The sequence below is a fragment of the Candidatus Lokiarchaeum ossiferum genome (assembly GCA_025839675.1).
Lineage (GTDB): Archaea > Asgardarchaeota > Lokiarchaeia > Sigyniarchaeales > Promethearchaeaceae > Lokiarchaeum > Lokiarchaeum ossiferum.
On record CP104013.1, the window covers coordinates 1,421,274 to 1,446,995 of the forward strand.

A 25,722-nucleotide genomic window follows, 5' to 3' on the forward strand; every position below is an offset into this window, starting at 1 on the left:
AATCAAAAGAATCACCCGTATCAACTTGTTTTTAGAAATTTAATTTTAAAATTAGGAAAAAACATTATAAATTTGACATTTAGTAAACTTCTGTCAAATTATGCTAAAAAACCGGAGTAATCAAGATAGAATTTCAATGCAGTATATGTGAATATTAATCCAGCAATTAGTAATCCCATAGCTATAATGGGGCCAATATACATCTTCATAATTTCAGATTTCGTAGGAGCGATTTCCACTAAACCAGATGATTCCGAAATACCTTGAACAAGAGCCTTATCCCCTTCGATAATGTGTTTTGGAGGCTGGGTTGCAATTGCCACCTCCCGCTTTTTCACATCAGCAGCCGTCCCTAGTAAAGTGATGGCAAATCCCATAAAAGATATAGAGATACTTAGTTTTGATCGTTCTTGATTTAAACCAATGACAATGAATTGTTCTTTATCATCAGTTTTGGTATTGACCATTTGAGAAAACTCAAATAAATCATTTTCTAGTTTTGTGGTTAAATTTTGAATCTCTTTATCGGACGATTGCCAAGCCAATTCAATTTCTTGTAATGATGCATTCCACTGATTATACAATAGTGATCGTAACATATATTCATCGTTACTAATAGTTTCCGTTCGAGAATCGTGTTCTTCCCAAATGGAGGCCCATCGGGCTTCAAAATATAATTCAGCCATGTTCCATAGCTTTGAAATATTAAATTGAAGAATATAGAAATTTCCAAATAATTCTTCAGAGTGATCGGTATAAGTCTTATTGATAATATCAAAAGTATGAGGATACGTGAAATCTAAAGCACTTGGAAATACATCTGTTAAATTTTGTTGTTCTATGATTCCCACAGTTAAATTCTCATAGTTTGAACTATTAGTATAAAAGATTTCTCTAACTTGTGGTGTGGTTCGAATTTCACTAAATTTGTAAAGGGAATTGGCATAGAATAAACTATCATAAATTTCCCTTCGGAGAGTGGCGTTAGCTTCGGTTATATTCATATTATTTGCACTAACCATTTCTTGTAAATATATATCCAATGATCGCACTTCAACTTCTAAAATCTGACGATATTGGCTACTTATATAGTCACAATCACCAATCATTTCCACTACATAATCATTCATTTTATCATATTCATCAATTTCTTCCGAAAGAATTTGTTCCGAATAATCCATTGCATCCTTAGTTTCATCGCTTATCCGATCCTCTTCCTTACTCAACCAAGTTGCCATATTACTTTCTAAAGTCCGAATTTCTTGGGCATTACTGGTCACCAAATCATCAATTTCATTCATATTTGAAATCCGTTTTTGAGAAATATTGAGTTGATCGATAGTGCGTAATTGATATATAGCAGTTTGATTTTCTTCCAATTCATTTGCCATCACGCTGTTCAATGCAGATATACCAGGAAGTATAGCGGAGGAAATAACCATAATTAATATTTTGTTTACCGATTTCATATTCTAACCATCATTACAACTTTGTATATGAATCTATAAATTTGAAACCTAAAGGAATTGTGACTATCTTTCTAGATCTTCGATGCAACAAAACTCCAAAAATTAAGAAATAAAAGCAAAACGTAGAATTAAAGCATTTAAAAACTCTTAAATTCCAGAATTTTACAACTAGAAAATGACTAGGAACTATAAAACTTATTACTAATTTTCACTCAGACAAATTATTTTAAGCCCATATAATCATCAAATAGGCAAGTAAATGCTGAATTCTGCACCCATTCCTTCTTGAGAATCGATGTATATATACCCATCATGTTTTTGAATGATTTCATAGGCAGTAGCTAATCCTAATCCATTCCCATCTGCTTTTGTAGTGAAATATGGCGTAAAAATATCATTCAATATAGATTCGGGAATACCTGGCCCATTATCTTTGAATGTTAACTTTATCCAACGCGTTATGTTAGATTTGGCATTGTGAGGTTTAAAATTATTTAATTCTCTAATTGAAACTTTGATGATACCTGATTCAGTGATTGCTTGACGTGCATTTAGTACGATATTTTGAACGACTTGACTAATCTGGTTTGGATCACATGAAATCTCCGAAATTTTTTGAGGAATTGAGTAAATAACCTTAATTCTGGATCCTGATAGAATAAAATTTGTTGAATCTAAAACGATGTCTTCAATTGAGGCATTTTTCTTGATTGGATCACCTCCCTTTGAAAACTGCAAGAGTTGATTTGTTAATGTTGAAGCTTTATTGGCCGCGAATAAAGCATTTTCGAGATCATTTTTCAAATCTGAAGGTTGATCTAAATCAAGGAGATTCATTGACAAAGTTCCTGTAATCATTGTCAGAATATTATTTAAATCGTGGGCAATTCCACCAACCAGCAGTGAAAGGGATTTATCCGATATATCCCGACTATTATGACATTCAGAAACCATGGGATTCAACATAACCTTCTCTCCTTACTAAAAAAAAAAAATTTTGATTTTTGGGGGAAAAAAAAGGAAAATTAGATTTCTAACAGGTGTGTTATTTGTTTCTTCCTTGACTAAAAATATATTCCACCAACTATTTATTTATTTGGAATTTTCTTTCATACCAACTTCATTGTTTTTTATTCTATCTAAAGCATTATAATGAATATTTTAGAGGTCTTTCATACTCTATATTATTTTTTACAAAATAATCATTATTATTGAAGTGAATTGGGGCCATTGATTGGTATATTAATTTCTTAATTTAATTTAATTAATTCAAAATTGAATTTTTTGTCTGGCATATTATGCAAATTTTTCCAATTTATTTATAAAGATTTAAATTATTCTCCTTCTCTAGATCAATAATCATTTAAGGTTGTTTATTATGATGCAAAAAAAAAACAATATGATAAATCTATGTGCTCTCATTTCAATTGGAATTTTGGCATATTTCACCGTTTTGGCAGGGAAAATCTTATTTTTGAATTCAATCGAAGAAAATACGAACTTATCAACTATTATTATAGATTCTCAATTGAAACACGAAACTTTATTACACGATTTTATAACCATGTTTAATAAAGAAACAGAAAGACCGGGAACACCTCAATTCATCCAGGATTTCATAAATATGTTTAATAAAGATAAAGAAGGACCGGGAACACCTCAGTTCATCCGGGATTTCATAACTATGTTTAATAAAGATAAAGAAGGACCGGGAACACCTCAATTCATCCAAGATTTCATAACCATGTTCAATAAAGATAAAGAAGGACCGGGAACACCTCAGTTCATCCGGGATTTCATAACTATGTTTAATAAAGATAAAGAAGGACCGGGAACACCTCAATTCATCCAAGATTTCATAACCATGTTCAATAAAGATAAAGAAGGACCGGGAACACCTCAATTCATCCACGATTTTATAACCATGTTTAATAAAGGTAAAGAAGGACCGGGAACACCTCAATTCATAAAACTAATAGTTTCTTAATTATATCATTTTTTTTTTATGGGAAAAATATTTAGGAATACAAATAGTTAAACAAAATAGAATTATTGGTTTGAGATCAATGATAAAACGACCAAAATTACGAAATTTGAAACAAGAAGAACTTAAAATACTTATGGAATTTCAGGAAAACCCATTTATCACTTTTGAGGAATTGGCTCAGAAGACTAAAATATCAAAATCAGTGGTCTTTAGGACGATTAAGAAATTCGAAGATCCTTCCTTAAAACCAGCATATCTAACAATTGTAGCTATTCCCAATTTAAGGGCTTTGAATTTTGAAAACTTTGAAGTATTTGTAGAAGCAGAACAAACCCACCAAATAAAGTCAATTATTACATTATGTGAAGAACATCCTTATATTTGGTACTATGCTCGCTGTTATGGAAAAATAAATGGATTTTCAATCCAATATCGTACACCCAAGGGAACGAGGCACCAAATTCAAGAACTTCTTGATATTCTAAAAACAAAAAATCTTATTCAGAATTATTATGTATTAAATTTTGAAGAAAATGTAATTTATACCCACCCTCAAGTAAAAAATTGGGATATGGAAACATTATCTTGGAATTTTGACTGGAATGAATGGTTTTTAAAAAAAATAGAAAAAATCCCAATTCAACAGCAGCAAAAAAATAGAGAAAAACGACTATTAACTAATTTAAAGCAGATAGATTTACTCATATTAAAAGAATTATTAAGAAATTCCCGAAGAAAGAATATAGAAATGATTCAATGTATGAAAACGAATGGTTGGGAAATTTCTCAACAGCAATTTAGTAAAAAAGCTAATTATTTAAAAGAAGTCTTTATTCTTGACTATAGAGCCGAAATTCATCCCGAAACATTAGATATTCTGACTCCTGTTTTGCTATGGGGAAGAGGTGAACAAGAAGAAATCCTAAAATTGGCAGTGAAAATAAAACAATTTCCAATCCCTTTTATTTCAACTTTTAAATATAACAAGACGTTAGTTTATTGGTATTTGCACCTATCTACATTTCAGTTAGCAGAATTATTATTAAACTTACGACCAATTTTAAGTGAAATACACTTTTTCTTTATTGATTTCCCACATTCTGAAAAATTTTCCTTGGAAACATCCAATTTTAATGAAAATCAGCATGATTGGATTCAAACGGACCAGTTTATAATTTATGATGTGTTGGAAAAAATATTAAAATCTCGCTAAAGAGTTTTTTCTTATCTAAAAAGGGCATTCCGATTGAAAATTTACGCTTAATTAGAAAAAATTTCTCAAAACTGCAAAAATGGACAAATTTATAACTTTTTAAGAAGAAATTTTAACTTGTAATTATATTCCATTAACAATATGTTTGGAAAAGAAGGGAAAATGGTGCGCCCACCGGTGATTGAAACCGGATCTCCGGGTTGGAAACCCGAAATGCTAACCGTTACACTATAGGCGCACAAATGATTTGTCTAATAATAACAAGAAGTTAAGTGAATAATGAGTTTTAAAATTTTTGATTCTAACTTTGAATTGACATTTTTAACTTATTATATTGTGGATAGAAAGATGCTTATCAAACTCAAATTACGATGAAGAATCAAAAAAATATGATGGAAACCAACTTTTAAGCTTTTCAAATCAAATCAAAATTCTTTGTTCCAACCATGAAGATATATCTTGAAAAAAGAATATTTGCAAATAATCCCATAAAAGAAAACAATCAAATTGGATCGAGTGAAGTTTGGAGGTTATACAATCATATTGCAACCATTTAAGGGTCTTATTGTGCTCATTGTTTTCAAAAGCCGATTATATTACGCAAAATAATCAGTATATCGCTTTATAAAGAAAGCAAATAAAAAATTCGAAATGAAAAACCTCATTCATGAAACAGTTAGATTAAATAAAATAATCTATTCCGGAGATTCAAAGCCCTTCGATATGTTAATCCACAAAATTTTTCAGAACCTAAAATCTGAGGAGATTTCCTTTCCAATGAAAAATTAATGTTTGATGCCCATCAAGAGCGCCACATTTTTTTGTCTTCACTCAAATATATTTTCCCACACGTATAAGGAAATAAAAATGGAAATTAAAACCAAAGGTTTCAGTATAAGAAGTAAAAATATATTTAAACATGATAAAGGAAAATATTTCACTGAAATTAGTCCACAACTAAGAAAATTTCATTAATCGGCTAAATTATGTCGGTATCGTCACATGACTAGTAATTTATAGGGATCAAAAACAATGTTGGAGTACGGATTATATTAAGGTCTTAAAAATGAAGAATAAAACAAAGAATATCCTAATTATCGTATCTTTTATTGTGGCTTTTGGATTAGCAAATTTCAATGAGATTCATAGTTTTCAAGAGAATATATCAGCAAAAATCTCCGATGGAAAAGAACCACAGACATCTACGACTAACAAACCCCGTTCCAGTTATGTGGTAGTGCCATTAACAATTAATGTTGTGGAAGGTACCAATCTAACTAAGGCAGAAGTAGAAGAACGAGTCAAGAAAATGAATGAGATATATAATTGCGAGGTGGTTATATTCGTGTGGAATGGAACAATCAATACAGTGCCTGATCCAGAGGGAAATGGGGATGGAAAAATTGATTATAATGCGACCCACAGGACCAAGGTGAGGAGTGATGCAGCTAAGAAATCAGGAGGAAAAGGAGTTAGCATTACAGTGACCAATTCCCTAGGTGATAATAATACCAACGGAATGTGTATTGTGGGAGGTGCTCATTCAGCAATTGTAAGGAAAGGGACAGATGGAACCACTTGGGCACATGAAGTTCAACATGCCCTTGGGCAAAGTCACGGACAATCACAACCCGCAGGGGAAGACTTAGACGGTGATGGTGATAAAACCGATGATCGCGGTTGGGATATCGACGGCGATGGGAATGTGACCAAAAAAGATCAAGGGTATAATTTATGGGGTCGGAGAAGTGATCGAACGGGAAACAATATGACAACTGCAGGCCATGATGCAATTTATGGGAATGCTTCTGCACTCCCAGGAGCAAGAGTTAAAACCCGTCCTGCCAAGCCAGCAACTACAAAAACGGACGGAATCACACCCTTGAAAGGAGGAATATCACCGGGTAAACGAAATGAATCATTAACTCCAGAGAAAAAAAGTTCTAATATCATCCAAGGAGGTTTTTCAGTCAATTATACAGATCCAAAAATGACGTTATGCTTACAACTTGCCGATATGCCAGCAGGGATAGTGAGTTTTAATTTAATTATTGATGCGGATCCAAATCATGGTAATCCACTTGATGGAGCAGATATCTGGATAGATTTATTTTGTAATATGGGGGTATTTGAATTGACACCTCACACATGGGGTGAAAGTGATTGGATAGATCTCCCTCCACTACCGTTCCTTCCCAGCCCCGGAATGGATACCATCAATCTGAACAATATCACTGGATCAGGATTGGTTGATTCCTTTTTTGATGTTTTTGTCGAAGTGGACATTCCCGAGCCTGCTATAGTAGATCCATTAAGATTTAGTGAAGAAACAAAATTTTGGTTCGAGTCTTGGTCTGAGATGGATTACTCAGATCGGACCGCAAATTCAACAGTAGACATGCGAGATATTCCGGATGAAACAATTACAGTAAGTAATGAACTTACAACAGCAGGAGGTTATTTAACAGTCAATGGCACAAATTTTAGTCCCGAGTCAACAGTAACTTTATATTTTGATGGGGAATCTATCGGTACCGTGCCTACAGACACTCAAGGATTCTTCACCCATGATATTTTAGTTATTCGGGAATTGTCCAAGGAAAATGTTATTCTCACCGCCATGGATGCGCAAGGAAAAGGAGATGGAATTTACATTGATATCGAAGGATCAGGAACAAAGACAACAAGTAGCACTGACACAACCTCCAGCAGCTCAACATCAACTCAGTCAGATGATACTGCAGACGTCGAGAGATTAATTATTCCAGGATATTCCCTTTTCTGGACTGGTGCAATTTCAATCTTTTCTTGCCTGTTCTTACTGAGAAAACGATCATTTTGGATTCAATTGAAGTAGTTGACATTATTTCCCATTTTTTGCCTTTTTTTTGCTGTTTACTTAATCTTCTAATGATCTTCAAGAAGAGTAAAAAAATTCGAATTTAGCCTTTGAATTAATAATAGAGAAAATATTGGACAGGAACGAGAGTAAACATGATATAAAGCCCAATTATACATAGATAGAATGAAAAAAAAAATAATATAAACCCCCAATTATTTGAATGAATGGAGAAAAGGGATATTTTGCTCTTGGATCTGAGGCGAGGGCAAAAAAAACCAGAGGAAAGATAATAGGCAAGATACTCTTCAGGGAAGAGCCGAAAAAGGATTTTTTCTTCGAGTTTTGAAAAAACCACAGTTGTAAACAAAATAAGAATAAAGGATGCAAGATCTCCGATGCGAATTCCCCAATCGGAAGTCCCAAAATAGTGCAGTATTGAAAATTCTGGAGGAACATATAGGGCAAATGGAAAAATCATCAGAAGAATTCCTAAATTCTGCGGATGACGTATGTATTTATAAATACCTGTCCTTACCAAACCGACTTTTTTCTGTTTTTGAATACTAAAATAGAGTATCGAAAAAACAAAAAGACCGAATCCTATTCCAAATATTAGAAATTCAAAGAAAATAAATTGATTTGTAAACAAACCGCAATCAAGGTACGCATTTAGCCAAGATACAAACAAATTTGTACCAATCAAACTTGGATCAATAAAATACCAAGAAATACGCGTGAAATAACCTAAGGAAAAAATTGGAACAAAAATGAGAAACATGGGCCATAAAATACCGCCAAAAATTACAAGATAGGAGCCAAGTTGGGAAAAAAATTTAGCAATAGGTAAAATTATTCGGATTTTTTTAGAGGAATCAATTTGGGATTTCATTTTTTTCCAAGTCCTTTGCTTAGGTAAAAGAAATCTGGACTTAAAAACATCAATGGAAGAGAATAGTAAATCTTCAAAAATGACCTAAAAAAACTGAACTTTCGATTACTATATAACTTGAAAAGCAAATTTATTTAAGTATTTTTTTAGATTGCTCATAGAAAGTTAAAACTCTGTTGACTACAACCCAGCTATCATAACCCCGATCTGGAAGAGCGATTTTTTGTCCAGGAAGATTTGCAATGGTTGCGGAAAAATGTCCTTTTTGAAATCCACCAATTAAAACAACAGAATCTTCTTCTGAAATAGCAATAGCATCTGATATTTCTTTTAAAGAATAAATTTGACCTGCCGCAGTGAAATGGTAGATATTTTTCTCAGAAAATTTGGCTGTTAACCAATGGGAAAAATTTTCAGTTTCCCGACGAATGAAGTATGGTTTTTTTTTGGGAATATTCCCCACTTCGAGTAATTGGACCATCAAAGCTTTGAATCGGTGATAATCTCGAGGACACCGCATATCAGATGAGACAGAATATAAAGCAGATTTTGTGTGAAAATAAATTTTTATTTCACCAGCGAAATTGGCCGGGCTTCCTAGAGTATCTAAAAGAAAATGATGAAGAATATCAGGACGACCCCGTTTTTCGCTATTTTTTAGTTTAGCCAAAAGATGGTGATGCAATGAAGTATCAAGCAAACGAGCAGCATTATTAAACTTTTGTATCCATTTCTTCACTATTGGATCTTTATCGTATTCGGATGGTATCATTTCGAGGGCAGTTTCAGTAAGAATCATATGCAACATGGGGGGAACCTCATAGATTTAAACAACAGAATTATTTTCGAGATGGTTTAGCGGGAGATGGTCGATTGTCAATAACTTTCCCTTTCACAATGTAGCGAGTAATATGGCCGCACATGTGGCAAGTTACACTCAAGTAAGAGCCATAATGCTTTTTATGATTCATTCGGAAATGCATATTGTTTCCTGGTGATAGTAATTTTTTGCAAGAATGGCAAATATAACGTTTCTTGGATAGGGGAATATTGATTTTCGCACCCATCGCAATTTTTCGGGCGATAAATACATAACGATTTGCAAGCACTGAATTTGTGCTATATATGGCATGGGCACGATCTAGCAAATCATTTACTCGTTCCGTGGCAACATCTTGCATCAAAATATGTTGTTTCATCTGTTTTTTTCGTCTTCTTTTTTGATGACGAAAACGAAAGGGGGATGAATTTCGAGGATGACCTGTCATAATAGAAAAACACCATGTAAATGTGAAAAAATTTAACTCCGTTTTTTAAATTTTGGAGTTCTTTTCGAAGAATGACCCGTTCCTGATCGAGATTTTCCTTTTTTAGGACCAAATTTTGAACTATTCGAACGAGCCCCCGATTTTGAAGCAGTTTTTGGGAATTTTTTATTGTCGCGCAAATTGGGGCGTGGTCGTTTCACTTTCTTTTTGGGTTGCTTGGTTTCAATCGCACCGTAAATTTCTTCACTTTGTTGATCAATGCGATGGAGTAAGTTTTCATCATCATAATCAATAAATTCTGGATTCATATCAACGACTTCACCATTTTCATCAAGCACGACGGTTTCTTCTTCACTTTCTCCATCTGCTTGAGGGGTGATTTCTTCATTATCACCAATTAACTTCCCGTATTTTTTCGGAACATGCAATCCAGTAACTTTCTTCTTTGAAATAATAAACGTATGTCCTCGTGCATCTAAAACAACAATTTTCAAGCCTTTCATAACTGCCGCAATGAAATGATCCATTCCATGTTCTGTGACCATATCGGGCATAACCTTGAGCTTCACGATTTTATTTTTTTTTAAGTGATTCTTAATGTGCTCCAATACACTTGGGGTGACCCCCGTTTTTCCGATAATTACATGGGCACGTTCTTGCCTAACTTGATGAAAGAGTTCTAATGACATTCTACTATTTTTCTTAGTCATGCATTTTCCTTAAATTTAATGCTTTTTAAAGCAACAATAAATGAATTTCATGCCAAAATAGTTTTAATATGAATAAATTGCTAAAATGGCATAGTAGCAAGAGAATCAATAAGGTAATCGAATGAATTTGACAATAACAACGAATAAAGAAGGAGAAAACAAAGAGCCTCCGAGGTTTGGAAGTAAATCATTATTGAGAAAACTAAGTGCTTATTTTTGGCATTTTTCACAAAAATAAGTCGTACGCTGTGCAATAGGTAGACGGGAAAGAAGAGTATTGCAAATCGGGCAGCATCCATCCTTTTTTCGGAAGGAAATAAAGTAGTCCGATGAGAAGGGTTCCCCGTATTCATTACCTTGTTGGACAGCGTGAATCATGATCTTCTTTATTTTTTTTGCTAAACGGATAAGTTCATCAGCGGATAATTCCTTTGTAAGACGATCGGGGCGAATTTGTGCTTGAAATAAAGCTTCGTCAGCATATAAGTTCCCCACTCCCGCTATAATTTTTTGATCTAATAAAGCAGATTTAATTTTTCGATTTCGCCCTTGCAATTGTCTTTGAAGTTCTGAGGGGGTAATACTTAATGCATCAGGACCGAATCTTTGTGATTTAATGTATTCATCTATATTGGCTATATATTCCACCCGTCCAAATTTTCTCTGTGATATATAAGCTAAATAATATCCATTCTTAAAATTAAAGACTAACCGATCATGTTTATGGAGTTTTTCATTAGAGTTACTGTAGCGAAAATCACCAGTCATCCCAAAATGGAATAAAAGACCCCCTTCACTGGATAGCTTGGCAAACATAAACTTTCCTCTCCGCGAAGTTTGAATAAATTTCGCTTGTTGACAAAATTGGAGCAGTTTCTCGGCAGAACTACCTTTAAGAATCTTTTCTTCCACGATATTCACTGAAGTGATGGCCTTATTCAAGGCGTGAATGTTAAAATATTGTCGAAAAGCTTCTACTTCCGGTAATTCGGGCATATTTTATTCAATTCGGAATAGTTTAAAAGGAGAAAGGTAAGGTTATTTTTTTTTGATTTGGATTTGTGTAATCTGAACATAATACATCGTTCTAAATATCGTACAGATTACATTTTCAAGATGTTAAAAACAAAAATGAAAAATTAATAACAAAGAATAAAGCAAATTTACTTAATTCAAATGATTTTCGGGAAATTTAGGAATTCTAAATTTACAACAAAAATCTGAAATCTATTACGAATAAAATACCCATTTATGCCAGTAACAATTGATTCTTTCAATTTGCTCGTTTTATCGTAAAAAATACCTCCACAAAGGATTAAATTTAATCTTATCAAGACATCTTCTCAAGTGGTTGTCTGATAACAGTCTTTAATTTTTCTGGTTTTGTCCTACGAGGATCTGATAAATAAATTTCATGATGATGTCCCCGTAAATGGAAGTTATTTTCTTTGGCATATTGATGGAGCCGTTTAATAGTAGGAGGTTCTTCATCATAAGGTCCAAAATATAAAATTTGCACCACCTTTCTTTCATCAAAAATTTCCACTCGGATATCATCAATTAAGGGTGCTTTATCCCTTTTCTTCAAGGCTACTTGTTCACTCGCATATTGGATGTATTTTTCACCGATAAAATCCGGAATTCGGATCATCATTGTCCAATTCCATAAACGCTTTTCTTCCATCGTCCATTTTTCCATGTCTTTCATATACCACAATCCTTCCAATGGAGGAACCACATAATCTTGTCCTTCCGGTTGCTTTTTGTAATACATTTTTAGAGTAAAGGATACCGCATAAAGTGTACTTATGGCGTTCTTGTAATCTTTTGAAATATTAGGATCTCCTTTACCATCTATCATAAAAAACTTCATTTTTGGAATTTCCAGAATAGTTGGATGTTTGGACGAGGGTTTGTAGAATTCAGGATATTTTAGTTTATAATCAAATTTAGCAGGTGTCATACGATTTATTCCCCTTTTATTGAAAATCAACGGGTAATTATAACAAAATTACAAGAATATTAAAACAAATTGAGTTGGTCTCGGGGTAAGGTTTTAACATCATGGATCTTTGGACATTAGTGAAGCAATATGGAAAAATATGATGTAATTCTCTTCGATTTGGATGGAACGTTAACCGATCCTAAGAAGGGAATAATCAATTCAATCAAATATGCTTTGAAAAAATTAAATATTTCAAATTATGATCCAAAAACTCTTGTCGAATTTATAGGTCCCCCATTAGATGAATCTTTTGAGTATTATTTCCACATGGATCATGATCAAGCCCTTACAGCAATAAATTATTACCGAGAATATTTTAAAGTCAAAGGTTTATTTGAAAATCAAATATATCCGGGAATTCCTGAACTGATGAAGCGAATTCATGATCAAAAACGCAAAATTTATGTTGCTACTTCAAAACCAACACAATTTGCTAAGGATATTTTAAACCATTTCAAAATTGCAGATTATTGTGTGGAAATTGTTGGTTCAAACTTGAATTTGACAAGAGTCAAGAAAGCAGACATTATTGAATACGTGCTACAAAAAATACCACAATGTCCGCGAGAAAGAATTGTAATGGTTGGAGATCGTAAATATGATATTATTGGTGCTAAGGATACAAAAATTGATTCAATCGGGGTAACCTATGGATATGGAAATCTTGAAGAAATTAAACATGCTAATCCAACAATGATTGCACATTCAGTGGCAGAATTATCTCACCTTTTACTTTAGAGCAAATTTACCTATTTTTTGATGGAAATATTAAAAACAGATTAAAATTGAACGTTAGATTTAAATTGTAGGTCAAATCTACATGTAATTAAGAATAAAGTAACAATTCTTCAATTCAATTAAAAAATCAGCAACCAATTTCCAAATCAATCTTCCAAAATCGAAAATTTTTTAATTTTTGTTTGTTTTACATACATGTCGATCAATGATCGGTATTTTCGATCGATTGATATGAATTTAGCGCAAGCTAAAGCGAGGTAATGCAAAATTAACATATATGATATCTATCCGCAGGATTTAATTGCCGCAGTTTCAGAAAAGTTGAAAGAAATTGATACAATTGAAGCCCCGAAAGAAATGATGTTTTGGAAGACTAGCTGGATAAGAGAGTATCCCCCTGTGGATTACGAGAATTTCTGGTATATTCGAGCAGCCAGCCTTTTACGAAAATTATACCGAAAACCAATCGGAATTAATCGATTGAAAAAGGTATATGGTGGAAGAAGTCCAGGATTTGTTCACTATAATCATAGTGCATCTGGTTCTGGTGCAATCATCCGACGTATCTTACAACAATTGGAAAAAGCAGGTTTTGTCAAAAAAACCGAAAAATCTGGACGAGAATTAACTAATGCAGGACGATCTATCTTAGATAAAACCGCGGCAGAAATTTCCCGAACAGAATCAAAAATAACTGCATAATAAAATCTTTTTCAAAGGTTGATACGAATGAGTGAAGATGAAGAATTGCGAAAGTTACGAGAACAACGAATGATTGAGATGCAACAACAGCAGGCACAACAAGCTCAACAATCTCAAGCAGCAGCTCAGCAAAATGCAATGCTTCAAGCCCAAAAACAAGCAATACTTGGAAAAATTCTTTCGTCAGAAGCTCGGGCAAGGTTAGCCAATATCCGATTAGCACGTTCAGATTTTGCAGAAAATCTCGAATTACAGCTGATTCAAGCCTACCAGTCCGGAGCATTAGGAAATCAAATACCCCTTCCTGATGAAAAATTGAAAGCTTTACTGATTCAACTTCAACAATCTCAGAAAAGAGAACGAAAAATCAAATTTAAATAAATATAATAATTAAGTGATAAAAATGGCAAGAAATAAAAGTTTACCAAAAAAGCTTCGCTTAGGCAAAGCCAAGAAGATAAGTGGTAATGTCCCAACATGGGTCGTTCAAAAGACCAAGGGAAAAGTGCGATGGACACCACACAGCCGTCGACATTGGAGATCTCAACGGATAAAGTCTTAATCTTAATTGGGTGATTTAAATGGCAAAAAAGAAAGTAATTACAAAAAAAATAAAGGTCGCTGAAGAAGAAGTTCAAGCTAAACCTATTAAGAAAGAAGAAACCGAAGATGTTGATGCATTTGATGTTGATGAAGTTCCAGAATCTGCGGAAGAAATCAGTGAACTTGAACAAGAAATCAGTGAAGATGAACAAGCAGATTTCGATGAAGAAATTCAAGAAGAACGCTTCTATACAATCCCATTAGCCAAAAAAGGATTTGAATTAACACCTCGATGGAAACGCAGTAAAAAAGCAATTAAAGTAGTGCGTGAATTCCTTGAACGACACATGAAACCGGAAGGAGAAGTGTATATTTCCCAAGATGTTAATGAACGAATCTGGGAAAATGGTATTAAAAATCCTCCACGAAAAGTTCGAGTTCGAGTAACAAAATCTATCGATGGCATTGTAAGAGCCTATCTTGCATAAATAAGTTACTTTTTTTTCTACTTTCATATATTAATATTACAAGAGATGATTTTTTGTGACAATTATAAAAGAAAACGTTTTTGGCGGGTCAGAATTAGGAGTATATCTTTCCTTGAACAATCAATATTTCATTCATCCTCCTAAAATCCAGCCAAAATTATTGGATCAGGTAAAAAAGATCAATTCAGAAATAATAACCATTGAAACTTTTATCGGTGGAGGAGCGATAGTAGGTTCCTTACTTGCAATGAATTCCCATGGAATAATTGTCCCAGCGACAATACAGGATGATGAACTGGAAATTCTCAAGCAAAATATGAAATCTGATTTTCAAATCACAATTATTGATTCGGAACATAATGCATTTGGAAATTTAGTCCTGTGCAACGATCATGGAGCAATAATTTCATCAAGATTAGTTGATGCCCAAGAAGCCATTGCAGCTGCTTTAAAAGTTCCAGTCAAAGTCCTTGATTTTGCAGGAACCGATTTAGCAGGAGCTTGTGGTTTAGCAAATAATAAAGGAGTGATTGTACATCCTATGATTACCGAAGAAGATGCAGAAACAATCGCCGAATTTTTAAAAGTAGAAATTGATGTGAGTACCGTAAATATGGGTATTCCTTATCCAAACGGAGGGGCCTTAGTTAATGATTTTGGCGGTATTTTTGGAAGAAACTGCACTGGTCCTGAAATTCAACGGATTTCTGAAATATTAGAGTTAGAATAAAAATCTCAATTATTTTTTAATTTATTATTGAAATCTACCTCAGATTTCACAATTCCATAAAAATTTAATGGAAATTCAAATTGAAAATGATAAAAAATTAAAATGATGTAGCGTTATTTTCAACTATAATTTAATTAAAATTAAGTGAAAAATTATGCCCGAGACTGAAGTTAAAATTTATAAAATTTCCGGTAAATATGTTATGAAGCACCAAAAATTCTCTTTTACCAAACATGTCCGAGCCTTATCTGAAGATAATGCAATGGAAAAAGTTCTTTCTACTGTCACCGCTTCGAAAATCCTTCGAAGAAAGATTACTATTACAGAATGTAAAGTTATTTCAGCAGAAGAATGTGATGATCTTTATATTAAAACGTTAGCCACTATGTAAGTGATCATAAATTCAATATCGAACGACCTATACCAATCCTGGTGTTGATCCGATTGAATTTTTTTTGTGATTCTCTTTTTATATCAAAATACATTTAATAAATTAAAATTTATAGGAAAATTATTTCAATGAGCACCCCAACTAATCCGCCATCCCAAAAAGATGTTCAACAATTATTTTATGTGTTTCAAGTTTTAGAAGACCAACAAAAGGGATTAATCGAACAGCTAAAAATGCTAGAAGGTCAAATCCGTGGAGTTACCCTCTCAAAAATCACTTTAGAAGGATTTTCAGAAATCACTCCTGACCAAGAAGTATTACTTCCCGTAGGTGCAAATGCATATACAAAAGCAAAACTCATCGACCCCAGTAAAGTGACTGTCTCAATCAGTTCTGATATGTTAATAGAAAAGAATCTGGAAGATGGATTAAATAGTATTTCTAAACTTCTTGAAAATTACAATAGCATAAAAGAACGACTTAATGGTCAATTGGGGGATGTGGAAGGAAAACTGGCTCAAATCCGACCCCAAATTGAAAATTTGTACCGTATGAGTGGAATTGCACCAAAGTAGTTTTGTGGGAATTGTGGTAAAAAATGTTTAAAAAATTAAGTCATGGCTTATCCAGCATTTTCAAGGTCACTTTATCCGAAAAAAATATGGATAAAACCATGGAAAAACTCAAATTAACATTATTAAAAAGTGATGTTGCGGTTCAGGCAGCTGAAGAGATCTGTAAAGCGACAGAAAAACAGCTCACTGGAGAAAAAATCGGAGCTTTTTCTAAAAAAGATACATTACAAAAAGCAATTCAAAATTCGATATATCAAATTTTGAGTGTGGAAAACCAATTTGATCTCATAAATACCATCAAAAACCGCCCAAATAAAAGGAAACCATATGTAATTATGGTATTAGGTGTGAATGGTACGGGAAAAACAACCACAATCGCTAAAATGGTGCATCTCCTAAAGAAAGAAAATATTTCTATGGTTGTAGCAGCAGCAGATACATTTCGTGCGGGTGCAATTGAACAATTAGGAAAACATATGAAAAAACTCGATACTCGACTCATCAAACAAGAGTATAGTTCAGATCCAGCTTCGGTCGCATATGATGCCATTGATCATGCTACAGCAAAAAAACTCGATACTGTAATTATCGATACAAGTGGTCGTCAAGTGACCAATAAGAATTTGTTAACGGAATTGCAGAAAATTAAACGGGTAAATACCCCCGATTTAACATTATTTATTGGAGACTCTCTTGCAGGAAATGATGTTTTAGTCCAAGCAGAAAAGTTTAACGAATCTATTGGGATTGATGCTTCAATTATTACCAAATTGGACGCAGATTCGAAAGGAGGGGCTGCATTATCGATAGCATATATAACCAAAAAGCCAATAATTTATATCGGAGTCGGCCAAAAATATGAAGATTTAATCCATTTCGATCCAAAATGGTTTATATCGAAGCTAATGGGAAATACAAAAAATTAATTTTGTTGGGAAAGATCAAAAACCGAACAACAATTTTTTTAATAAATAGAAAATTCAAAAATGTGAATCGTAATGACTGTAGATAAAGATGCCCCTACTTTAAATAAAATTCAGAAATTTTGGTTGAATACCAAACGGATAATCACCATTTCCACAAAGCCTACTCGAAAAGAATATTTTACCATGATGAAAGTGTGTTTAATTGGGATAGGAATTATCGGCGGTCTTTCTTATATCTTTCAATTGATATTTAACTTTATTCCATTTTAACTCACTTCCAGTGTCTTAGAACTTATTTTCATAAACAATTCTTTTTTTGCTAATTTGTCACTAACCATTTCATTCTTTCAATGACAATTGGGTTGAGAGTTTGTAAATTTCCTTGCGGAGCGGAGCAGGATATCTCTTTGGAAAAAATCCAAATTTGTTATGGACATCTGATTTTATGAAATGACTTTCTGTTTCATTTTAATTAGAAATAGTAAAAGTAAAAGTAAAAAAAAGAAATTAAAGGAAATCTTTAAAATAAAATAATTCAACTTCAGAATTACTTTGAATCTTTAATTGGGGATTGATATTGACCGCTATGATACGTTTAATTCCTTGAGCAATGACTTTATCAACAAAACGTTGGGTGACAACACCGTCAATTACAACTGTATTCATATTGGAATCCATTTTATTGAAAATATTAACATTACTCGTTCTCAATATTTCATCATATGTTTCATTCAAACCAATTGCTTCATTGCTTGAAACTAAAGATTTGATCATAGGTGAGAGTTTTTCTTTAGGTAAATTGAGTAAAGCAGCAGGAATTCGATTATGATCCCGAGAATTTTTTCGATCTCCTTTTTGAAATCGTCCTCCGTCTCTTCGATTATCAAATTTATCTCGTGAGTTGCGAGGATTTCTATCATGGCTATTGCGATCCCGTGGGGAGCGATCTCGAGTATGTCGATCTTTGTCAGTACGTTCATTAACGCGATTTGAGGCAGAACGACTAAAAGAAGAGTTTCGTCGTTTATCTTTTGCATCTTTTAAATCTCGTTCATATCGGGATTTATCATCTTTTGCTTTTCGTTCTTTTAATAAATGTTCAATGGGGCGTTTTTGTTGCAGACACTTAACCAATTCTTTTGGATTAAGTTCTTCAACTTCATGGTTGTTGGGGGCTCGTGCATAAAATTTAATTTTTGAGACCTGTAATAATTCGTTTAAAATCATATCGCCTCCACGATCACCATCTAAAAATGCGATGCACTCTTTTTTATGGGTGAGGTCAATAATTGCTTTGGGAACCGAAGTTCCATTGACAGCGACAGTATTTTTTACTCCAATTTTTAATAATTGTTGGATATCATTTCTACCTTCGACAATAATAACACGATCTGCTGTATTGATATCAGCTCCAGCAGGTAATCCATTCCATGTAATGATTGATTCTTTTTGGAGTTCGAGATTGATTTTATCAGAGATATTCTCTTTATCAGCTCTTCCCGCCTTCCAATCTTTCAATAATTCTTTTGCACGTGCTTCAATTTGCTTCAACTTAGATTCTCGTAAATCCCTAATCTCAGTTAATACTAAAGAAGCTCGACAAGGTCCTACACGATCTACTGTCTCTAAAGTAGCTGCTAAAATAGCTGTTTCTGTCCGATCAAGACTTGAAGGGATGATTATATCCCCGGTGGTTACTCCATTTGCTGAAGTAGCATTTACAACAATACGGCCAATTCGTCCGGATTTTTGCAATTCCCGGAGTTCGAGATCATTTAATAATCCTTCAGTTTGGCCAAAAAGGGCACCAACAACATCTTGCACTTCTACAACACCATGAACACTGAATGTGGCTGAAATGTTATATTTTGCAGATGTTTGGTCTACCGATTCATTTATTCCTTTTGTCATGAATTTTCACTATATTTTATTTATCAGAAATCTTATGAAAATCCCTCATCGAAGATGAAAACAAGAATAACAAATGATTGAGCCAAAACTATCATCCGTCGTTTATAAAATACATATATTACTAATACCTAGTCTTCCAAGTGCGAAGATATCTTCAGATATTAAGACCTACTGTCCTTCACTTTTCTAATTACTTTTCCCCTTGATCAAATGAAGCAAATTCCAATTTACTTCGATGGATTTATCCAATAAAGTCTTGGTTTCCGTTTTTACTTTGGAAATTGAAGTTCTCTTGACCAATGAGCATTGAACTTGATAATGGGTGTTTGGGTTTTATTTATTATGAATTTTTTAAACTTTGAATATGATTTGAATGCGGTTTTGAACCAACATTGTGTTATTTTAGTAGTAGCATCGCCACGATTTCCTCGTGGTAAAATGCTCGTAAATGCGTTTCCCTCTTGATGTGAAATTATCCTACGTGATTGGTGATAATTTTTATTTATATTTGATTTTTGATTTCACCCCACGGTGTGTGGGAATGAATGTATTTCTAACTGTTTGTAATATTTGATAGATTGTACTTGTAATTGGTAATAGAACAGTTTAGTAATTTTTTGACATATTTTCCTATTAACATCGCAATGAATTCTCGATTTTTATATTCTTACAACTCTCTTTAGAATTGATATTGTTTCAAGAATTTTAAGCGAATTACTTAGTTAGTTTGTGAAGAGGAACTTTTCCTCTAAATAAGAATAGGTTTTCGGAGTAAAAAAACATTTCCCTTCAAAAAATATGGTTTTCTCCTTATTTATTAAAAATAAATTAAAAAAATTTTAATTCAACTTATACAAGAATTATCCAGAGGTTAATATGGAAAACCTAATTATTTTTGGAGGGAAAGGAGGAGTTGGAAAATCTTCCATTTCCACCGCGACTGCAGTACATCTTGCCGATCAATTACAAGATCAAAACGTACTTTTAATTTCATTTGATATTGCACATAATTTATCGGATCTCTTTGACAAACACATTGGAAATGATGTAACCCAAATTACTAAGAACCTTTTTGCCATTGAGCCCGATCCCGATAAATATACTAAGGCCTATACAGGAGAATTGACCAAGAAAACTCAAGAATTAATCAATTCATCAAAAATAATTGCCATGATTCCGGATTTAGGCAATATTATTTCTGAAGCTGTAGAAGGAGATAACATTCCTCTCGCCTTGAAAAATTCCCTATTCTTCCAAAGTATTATTGATGCAGAGAACCCCATGGAACAAATTGGGGAAAAACAAATGCGATATAAAGGTATTGATCAAACAGATGAGACCCCATTTGAAGAACGGCAAAATATTCCGGATTTCGATATAATTGTGTGCGATTTTCCCCCAACAGGTAATATGATTGCATTATTTGAAATCCCGACTGATGCAACCCAACAAATGATGCGATTAACCTTAAAGATGTTGTCAAGCATTCAAGGTTCCTTCAATAAACTTAAAAAACTCACTAAATGGGTCAAACCTGCATCATGGATGGCAAATCGGATTGTGGGAGATGAACGCAATGAAGAAGATCAGTTAGATAAAGAAGAACAAAAAAATTTAGCCCAAGAAATTCTTGATATCGTGCTAGATATGGAAGAAAGATCTAAAAGAATTACGCAGTTAATGAACTGGTTAGGCTCACTGCGTCTGGTCAGTATTGCGGAAAAACCATCCTTTGAAGAAGCAAAACGAGCACGTGAGTTATCACTTCCCTATGTTTCAGTCGATGCTATTCATATTAACCGTTTAATTCCAGAATCAGAACGGGGTAATTCACCTTATCTTGATAATATCCTTAACAACCAAGAAATATATCAAAAAGCAATACGGGACAATTTTCTAGATCAAAAGGTATGGGAATCTCAACTTTTAGATCAACCTCCAATTGGAATTGAGGGTTTGCTAAAATTGGCTCATGAAATATATGGTGATACGCCTGTATGGGACATTCTTAATCCCCTACATAGAGTTATTAAAAATCCCAAGAAAACTAAAACAGAACATGTCTTCAAAATTGATGAAATACGAAAAAAATGGGATAACGCGTAATTACCAAGGAAAAATTTTTCAATTTTTTTTTATGAATCCCAAATTTTTTTGCTTTTCATTCATTCATTTTCTCAACATATGAAAAAAACACGTTTTGAAATTAAAAAACAAATGGGATTGACCCGGAAAGGGCGTATTACCTTCGGAGAAAAATCGTTTTCAACACCAAATCTTATCTTCCCTACCAATCAAAACCTTATAAACAAAATTGATCCCTCAACTATTCTACTACCGGATAATATTATTGGTTATCATATCGAAGATCCATTACATATTTTAGATGAAACCACACCAAAGAACTTAAAATCAGATTGCACATTAATAGCACATCAAACAGACCTATTTACAACATCCAATGAAATATTTGGAATTCCTAAAAGTCTAAATGCATTATTTGAAGATCCTCTTCAAGAGCTGGAGAACATTCCAATTTTATCTGAAATTTATCCTAATACGAATACAAATCGTTATTTGAATTATGAGGTAAAAAGTTTGGAGCATCGTTTAAAATTATATAGCGAAGTTCTCTTCTCCAAAGCAAAGGATCAAAAATTTATTATGGAATTTAATTTTAAGCAAGAAAAAGAGTTTTTACCACTTATTATTGAATGGATTAATGAAAATATAACTCATATCTTAGGAATTCAGCTTTCCAATCTATTTAAAAATTTAATGAATGCGACAGATATACTTCATTGGATATTTACATTGAAGCAAAAGATCCCTTCGGACTTAATTTGGATTTTAGGAGGACAGATTTTTCCACAAGACTATGCCTTAGCGCTTTATCTTGGATTTGATTTAATTGATGCCCGTACAATCTTCCAATGGAGCATGAAAGGGATGTATATAGGATCCAATTCCAGACAATGGATCAGAGAATTACAACATCCCCTTTGTAGTTGCAATTTTTGCTCCAACTTGTATCCCCTCATGCCAATTCATGGAGAATTGGCAATTGAAACTCAATCTAACATATTCAACCATAATCTTTTAGAAATGGTAGGTGAATTCCGAAGGATTCACCAATATTTCACCGATGCTACTTTTCGCACCTATCTGGAAGCAAAAATTCATTCGAGCCCCTTAGCAGGATCCCTCCTAAAATTAATTGATGTGAATTATGCAGCTGAGATAAATTCCCGTTATCCCTTAATTAACACCCATCCAGTGATGTGTATTGGTTCCGAATCCTATACTCGCCCAGAAATATCCAATTTCATCAATCGAGTGAAAAAAGAAGTTACCCCGAGTAGAGCATACCCTATGGCAATAATTCTTCCATGTTCGGCAAAAAAACCTTATTCACAATCAAAATCCCATCAACGATTTCAAAAAACAATTAAACGGGCAACTGGGAAATATTATACTGAACTTCATCAAATTATTATCACATCTCCAACCGGAGTTATTCCCCGTGAGTTAGAACGAGTATTTCCAGCAGCACATTATGACATTCCGGTGACTGGAAGTTGGGATGAAACAGAAATTCGATCCACGGGGGAAGCGCTAGCATCATGGATCTTGAAATATCCCGCATTTCAAATACCATCGAGGACTCAACAAGACGAATCTATGAAAATTATTGCCCATCTCTCGGGAGGATACAAATTGGCGTGTCAATATGCGGAAACCCTCATTCAAAAAACTCATCCAAAATTTACTTTTCATTATACCATTGATGGAAATACCCATGGAGGTGCTTCAAGTGATAGCACCCTTTCGATACTGCAGGAATGGTTGCAAAAAAATCGGACTCTATTAGAAAAAAATTATCCACAGTCAAAAGCTGAACGTATGACCCGCTTGACTGAAGATGAAATTATAATTCGTGCTACTTTTGATTATCAATTTGGCAAGGGAGCTGGTGATCTGATTTCTGATCGCGGGGCAGTGATGATAAAGGGAAGATGGCCTCAATTTAATGAAGTCTATGTATACGATGGAGCGGGAAAACTTTTAGTAGGAAGATACTACATGGATTCGGGATTGTTCAAATTGGCCCCATTGGGAGCGGAACTATTACTGGATCACAATCGCAACTTTGTGAAAATAAATGAAGAGGATCTTCGGGGAACCACCGTATTCAAACCCATTTTAGCATCTCTAGATGAAACAGCCCATCCTGATGATGATGTAGTAGTAATCGATAAAAATGGAGAATATTTGGGCGTAGGTGAATTAAATAGTTCTCCGCAAGACATTCTTTCGGCACTCCATGGAAAGGTTTGTAAAATGCGTAAAAAGATAAAACGCAAGAAAAAAGGAACACCCAGTGCTGATCTGGCATTACTTAAAGAAATTGAAGGAGATGACTAAACTTGGCACAAACTCAAAAAATTAACTCCGAAAAACCATTAACTACTGCAATAAACGCTTGGTTAGAAAATCAACCCAAATATGTCAATGAACTGTGGGACGAACTGGTGTATTTGCGTAATCGCCCCTTAAAAAAGAGTAAGTATGAGAAACAAGTGAAGCTCGATCGCCCTGTGGCAGTATTCTCGAAAGAAGAACGACTAAAGGAAGGCATGGGGAAAGAAATTACACTTATATTCAAATCTTCTGCATGCTCATGGGCCCGATCTAAATCTGGAGGGTGCACCATGTGCGGTTATTGGAATGATCGTGCCCCCGAAACAATTACAGAAGAAAATTATTGGAGTCAATTTACCAATGCTTTGAGCCGATATGAAGAGTTATTGGGAAACCCTGAAGAAAAAATTGTATTCAAAATGTTTACTTCCGGATCCTTTTGTGATCCCAAAGAAATTGCTTTGGATCTTCAATACCGGATACTTAAAAAACTTGCTACATACCCCACCATTAAGGAAATTGTCATCGAATCCCGTCCCGAATATATCACAGAAACACTGATGACCAAATATCATGAAATTCTTCCAAAGCAATATTTGGAAATTGGCGTTGGACTTGAAACCACTAATAATTTTGTGCGAACGAATATTATTAATAAAGGATTTGCATGGAAAGCTTTTGTCAAAGCAATGGATATTTTACACAAATTTCACTTTGGAGTGAAAGCATATTTATTATTTAAACCTCCATTTCTCCCCGAATATGCCGCCTTAGTCGACATCCACCATAGTATTCGCCAGTGTGTCGAATATGGGATTGACACAATTTCAGTTAACCCAACTAATATCCAGATGCATACAATTTGCAATGAATTAGAAAAAATCAACCGATTTCGATCCCCCTGGCTTTACTCTCTCCTCTGGGTTCTGAAACACAGCCTCACCAATGAAGATTTAAAACACACCCGAATTATCTGTGATCCTTCTGCAGCCGGAAAAGATCGTGGAGTACATAATTGTCAAGTGTTTGATAAGAGTAATGTTGAATGCTTACAAATCTTACATGAGTTTGTTGTTCAACAAGATGTCACATGCATTCCCGAAACCTTTTCTGGATCATGTTGGAACTCCTATGAAATGGAATTGTTGTTAGGAAATCTCTGAAAATCTTTTAATCTTGCTCTTTTTTTTCCATATGGAACATTTATATCCATTTTTTTGCCCTTTTCTCAATTTTGGAAAATCAAACGCATCTATCTATCCCTTAGTAAGCCCCGCTAGGAAATATCGTCATTTCGACAAAAAATATAGAGTTACGAACTCTCAAAATTTATATTTATATCTCTCTTAGATAGGAATAACCTATGTTTGAACAGGAAATCACCCCGTTTCAAGATGGATTTGTGATATTACGCGAATATGAACTCACTACAGACCCTGATAAATTAGTACTCCATCTTTTTGATAAAATGAATTCACCTGAAGGTATTACGGAATTGCGAGCTTCCGATAAGCGATTTGCAAAGCATAGGGATAAGAATAATCGATTTATTGCCGAATTTAAAGGAAAATTAATAGCGACCTTGACTCTAGTCTCTGAATATTGGAGTAAACAAGGATTTCACATGTACTCCGTCGTTACAGCGAAAGATTACCAAGGGTCAGGTATCACTTCATTACTATTTGATTATGCGTGTCAGTGGGCATCAGCTCAAGGAAAATCAATAATTATTGTAGATACTTACGAAGATAATCTCCCAGCACAAAAATACTTTAAAAAGATAGGCTTTAAGCGAATAGGGATCATCCCCGATGCTATTGAAAATAGCAAAAATGAGAAAGTAGGCCAGATTTTCTATTATTTGCACATCAACCTAAAAAACTAAACAATTGCAAATCTTGTTTGTATCATCA

Annotated in this window: 26 protein-coding genes and 1 tRNA gene; 17 read left to right on the forward strand and 10 right to left on the reverse strand. The window is 33.8% G+C overall.

The annotated features are described in order from the left end of the window. Positions 1-98: 98 nt before the first annotated feature. Positions 99-1,469: a hypothetical protein gene (locus NEF87_RS05700; protein WP_457919029.1), complete on the reverse strand. Its 1,371-nt coding sequence runs from the start codon at positions 1,467-1,469 to the stop codon at positions 99-101. A gap of 243 nt (positions 1,470-1,712) precedes the next feature. After that, a complete protein-coding gene (locus tag NEF87_RS05705; RefSeq protein ID WP_457919030.1) occupies positions 1,713-2,435 on the reverse strand; it encodes a two-component system sensor histidine kinase NtrB in 723 nt (240 codons plus the stop codon). 412 nt (positions 2,436-2,847) lie between these two features. Between NEF87_RS05705 and NEF87_RS05710 the strand changes: the two genes are divergently transcribed. Together NEF87_RS05710 and NEF87_RS05715 are read left to right on the forward strand one after the other, a co-directional pair. Further along, positions 2,848-3,456, forward strand: coding sequence for a hypothetical protein (locus NEF87_RS05710; RefSeq protein ID WP_457919031.1), 609 nt, complete (start codon positions 2,848-2,850; stop codon positions 3,454-3,456). Between the two features lie 79 nt (positions 3,457-3,535). Continuing rightward, entirely contained in the window at positions 3,536-4,669 is a 1,134-nt protein-coding gene (locus NEF87_RS05715) for a winged helix-turn-helix transcriptional regulator (RefSeq protein ID WP_457919032.1), read from the forward strand. A 163-nt stretch (positions 4,670-4,832) separates the two neighbouring features. Here the strand turns inward: NEF87_RS05715 and NEF87_RS05720 are convergent. Continuing rightward, positions 4,833-4,907 (reverse strand) — tRNA-Gly (locus tag NEF87_RS05720). A gap of 828 nt (positions 4,908-5,735) precedes the next feature. Between NEF87_RS05720 and NEF87_RS05725 the strand changes: the two genes are divergently transcribed. Then, the gene (locus NEF87_RS05725; protein ID WP_371805438.1) at positions 5,736-7,526 is read left to right on the forward strand and encodes a hypothetical protein; all 1,791 of its coding nucleotides are present in this window, start codon (positions 5,736-5,738) and stop codon (positions 7,524-7,526) included. Positions 7,527-7,623: 97 nt separating this feature from the next. On the opposite strand, the gene NEF87_RS05730 is transcribed toward NEF87_RS05725, so the two are convergent. The 6 genes from NEF87_RS05730 to NEF87_RS05755 form a co-directional block, all read right to left on the reverse strand. Continuing rightward, a complete protein-coding gene (locus tag NEF87_RS05730) occupies positions 7,624-8,400 on the reverse strand; it encodes a methyltransferase family protein (RefSeq protein ID WP_457919033.1) in 777 nt (258 codons plus the stop codon). Positions 8,401-8,530: 130 nt separating this feature from the next. Continuing rightward, positions 8,531-9,208 (reverse strand): hypothetical protein, encoded by a 678-nt coding sequence (locus tag NEF87_RS05735; RefSeq protein WP_457919034.1) that lies wholly within the window; start codon positions 9,206-9,208, stop codon positions 8,531-8,533. 31 nt (positions 9,209-9,239) lie between these two features. After that, positions 9,240-9,668, reverse strand: a complete 429-nt coding sequence (locus tag NEF87_RS05740; protein ID WP_457919035.1) for a ribonuclease P protein component 4 — start codon at positions 9,666-9,668, stop codon at positions 9,240-9,242. A gap of 32 nt (positions 9,669-9,700) precedes the next feature. Then, positions 9,701-10,378: a YhbY family RNA-binding protein gene (locus NEF87_RS05745; RefSeq protein WP_457919036.1), complete on the reverse strand. Its 678-nt coding sequence runs from the start codon at positions 10,376-10,378 to the stop codon at positions 9,701-9,703. Positions 10,379-10,588: 210 nt separating this feature from the next. Then, entirely contained in the window at positions 10,589-11,374 is a 786-nt protein-coding gene (locus NEF87_RS05750; RefSeq protein ID WP_457919037.1) for an Fpg/Nei family DNA glycosylase, read from the reverse strand. 334 nt (positions 11,375-11,708) lie between these two features. Beyond that, entirely contained in the window at positions 11,709-12,341 is a 633-nt protein-coding gene (locus NEF87_RS05755) for a GyrI-like domain-containing protein (RefSeq protein WP_371805444.1), read from the reverse strand. A gap of 129 nt (positions 12,342-12,470) precedes the next feature. Here NEF87_RS05755 and NEF87_RS05760 point away from each other — a divergent pair, with 129 nt between their 5' ends. The 10 genes from NEF87_RS05760 (at position 12,471) to NEF87_RS05805 (ending at position 17,746) form a co-directional block, all read left to right on the forward strand. Continuing rightward, positions 12,471-13,121 (forward strand): HAD family hydrolase, encoded by a 651-nt coding sequence (locus tag NEF87_RS05760; RefSeq protein WP_457919038.1) that lies wholly within the window; start codon positions 12,471-12,473, stop codon positions 13,119-13,121. A gap of 282 nt (positions 13,122-13,403) precedes the next feature. Next, complete coding sequence (locus NEF87_RS05765; RefSeq protein WP_371806833.1) at positions 13,404-13,823, forward strand: 40S ribosomal protein S19; 420 nt, start codon at positions 13,404-13,406, stop codon at positions 13,821-13,823. 27 nt (positions 13,824-13,850) lie between these two features. Continuing rightward, positions 13,851-14,204, forward strand: a complete 354-nt coding sequence (locus NEF87_RS05770) for a DNA-binding protein (protein ID WP_371805446.1) — start codon at positions 13,851-13,853, stop codon at positions 14,202-14,204. Positions 14,205-14,226: 22 nt separating this feature from the next. Further along, positions 14,227-14,385: a 50S ribosomal protein L39e gene (gene rpl39e, locus NEF87_RS05775; RefSeq protein WP_371805447.1), complete on the forward strand. Its 159-nt coding sequence runs from the start codon at positions 14,227-14,229 to the stop codon at positions 14,383-14,385. Between the two features lie 175 nt (positions 14,386-14,560). Then, positions 14,561-14,854: a 50S ribosomal protein L31e gene (locus tag NEF87_RS05780; protein ID WP_371806834.1), complete on the forward strand. Its 294-nt coding sequence runs from the start codon at positions 14,561-14,563 to the stop codon at positions 14,852-14,854. Between the two features lie 55 nt (positions 14,855-14,909). Then, complete coding sequence (locus NEF87_RS05785) at positions 14,910-15,584, forward strand: translation initiation factor IF-6 (RefSeq protein WP_371805448.1); 675 nt, start codon at positions 14,910-14,912, stop codon at positions 15,582-15,584. A 154-nt stretch (positions 15,585-15,738) separates the two neighbouring features. Continuing rightward, complete coding sequence (gene rpl18a / locus NEF87_RS05790) at positions 15,739-15,975, forward strand: 50S ribosomal protein L18Ae (RefSeq protein ID WP_371805449.1); 237 nt, start codon at positions 15,739-15,741, stop codon at positions 15,973-15,975. Between the two features lie 128 nt (positions 15,976-16,103). Further along, positions 16,104-16,550 (forward strand): prefoldin subunit alpha, encoded by a 447-nt coding sequence (gene pfdA / locus NEF87_RS05795; RefSeq protein WP_457919039.1) that lies wholly within the window; start codon positions 16,104-16,106, stop codon positions 16,548-16,550. Between the two features lie 23 nt (positions 16,551-16,573). Further along, positions 16,574-17,476, forward strand: coding sequence for a signal recognition particle-docking protein FtsY (ftsY, locus tag NEF87_RS05800; protein ID WP_457919040.1), 903 nt, complete (start codon positions 16,574-16,576; stop codon positions 17,474-17,476). Between the two features lie 72 nt (positions 17,477-17,548). Next, entirely contained in the window at positions 17,549-17,746 is a 198-nt protein-coding gene (locus NEF87_RS05805) for a protein translocase SEC61 complex subunit gamma (protein WP_457919041.1), read from the forward strand. Positions 17,747-17,983: 237 nt separating this feature from the next. Here NEF87_RS05805 and dnaG read toward each other — a convergent pair whose 3' ends face one another. Then, positions 17,984-19,387: a DNA primase DnaG gene (dnaG, locus tag NEF87_RS05810; protein WP_371805453.1), complete on the reverse strand. Its 1,404-nt coding sequence runs from the start codon at positions 19,385-19,387 to the stop codon at positions 17,984-17,986. 876 nt (positions 19,388-20,263) lie between these two features. Between dnaG and NEF87_RS05815 the strand changes: the two genes are divergently transcribed. The 4 genes from NEF87_RS05815 (at position 20,264) to NEF87_RS05830 (ending at position 25,694) form a co-directional block, all read left to right on the forward strand. Further along, entirely contained in the window at positions 20,264-21,493 is a 1,230-nt protein-coding gene (locus NEF87_RS05815) for an ArsA family ATPase (protein ID WP_371805454.1), read from the forward strand. 78 nt (positions 21,494-21,571) lie between these two features. Then, positions 21,572-23,812: a DUF5591 domain-containing protein gene (locus tag NEF87_RS05820; RefSeq protein ID WP_457919042.1), complete on the forward strand. Its 2,241-nt coding sequence runs from the start codon at positions 21,572-21,574 to the stop codon at positions 23,810-23,812. Between the two features lie 2 nt (positions 23,813-23,814). Continuing rightward, complete coding sequence (locus tag NEF87_RS05825) at positions 23,815-24,972, forward strand: archaeosine biosynthesis radical SAM protein RaSEA (RefSeq protein ID WP_457919043.1); 1,158 nt, start codon at positions 23,815-23,817, stop codon at positions 24,970-24,972. A 200-nt stretch (positions 24,973-25,172) separates the two neighbouring features. Beyond that, complete coding sequence (locus NEF87_RS05830; protein ID WP_457919044.1) at positions 25,173-25,694, forward strand: GNAT family N-acetyltransferase; 522 nt, start codon at positions 25,173-25,175, stop codon at positions 25,692-25,694. The last annotated feature ends 28 nt before the right edge of the window (positions 25,695-25,722 follow it).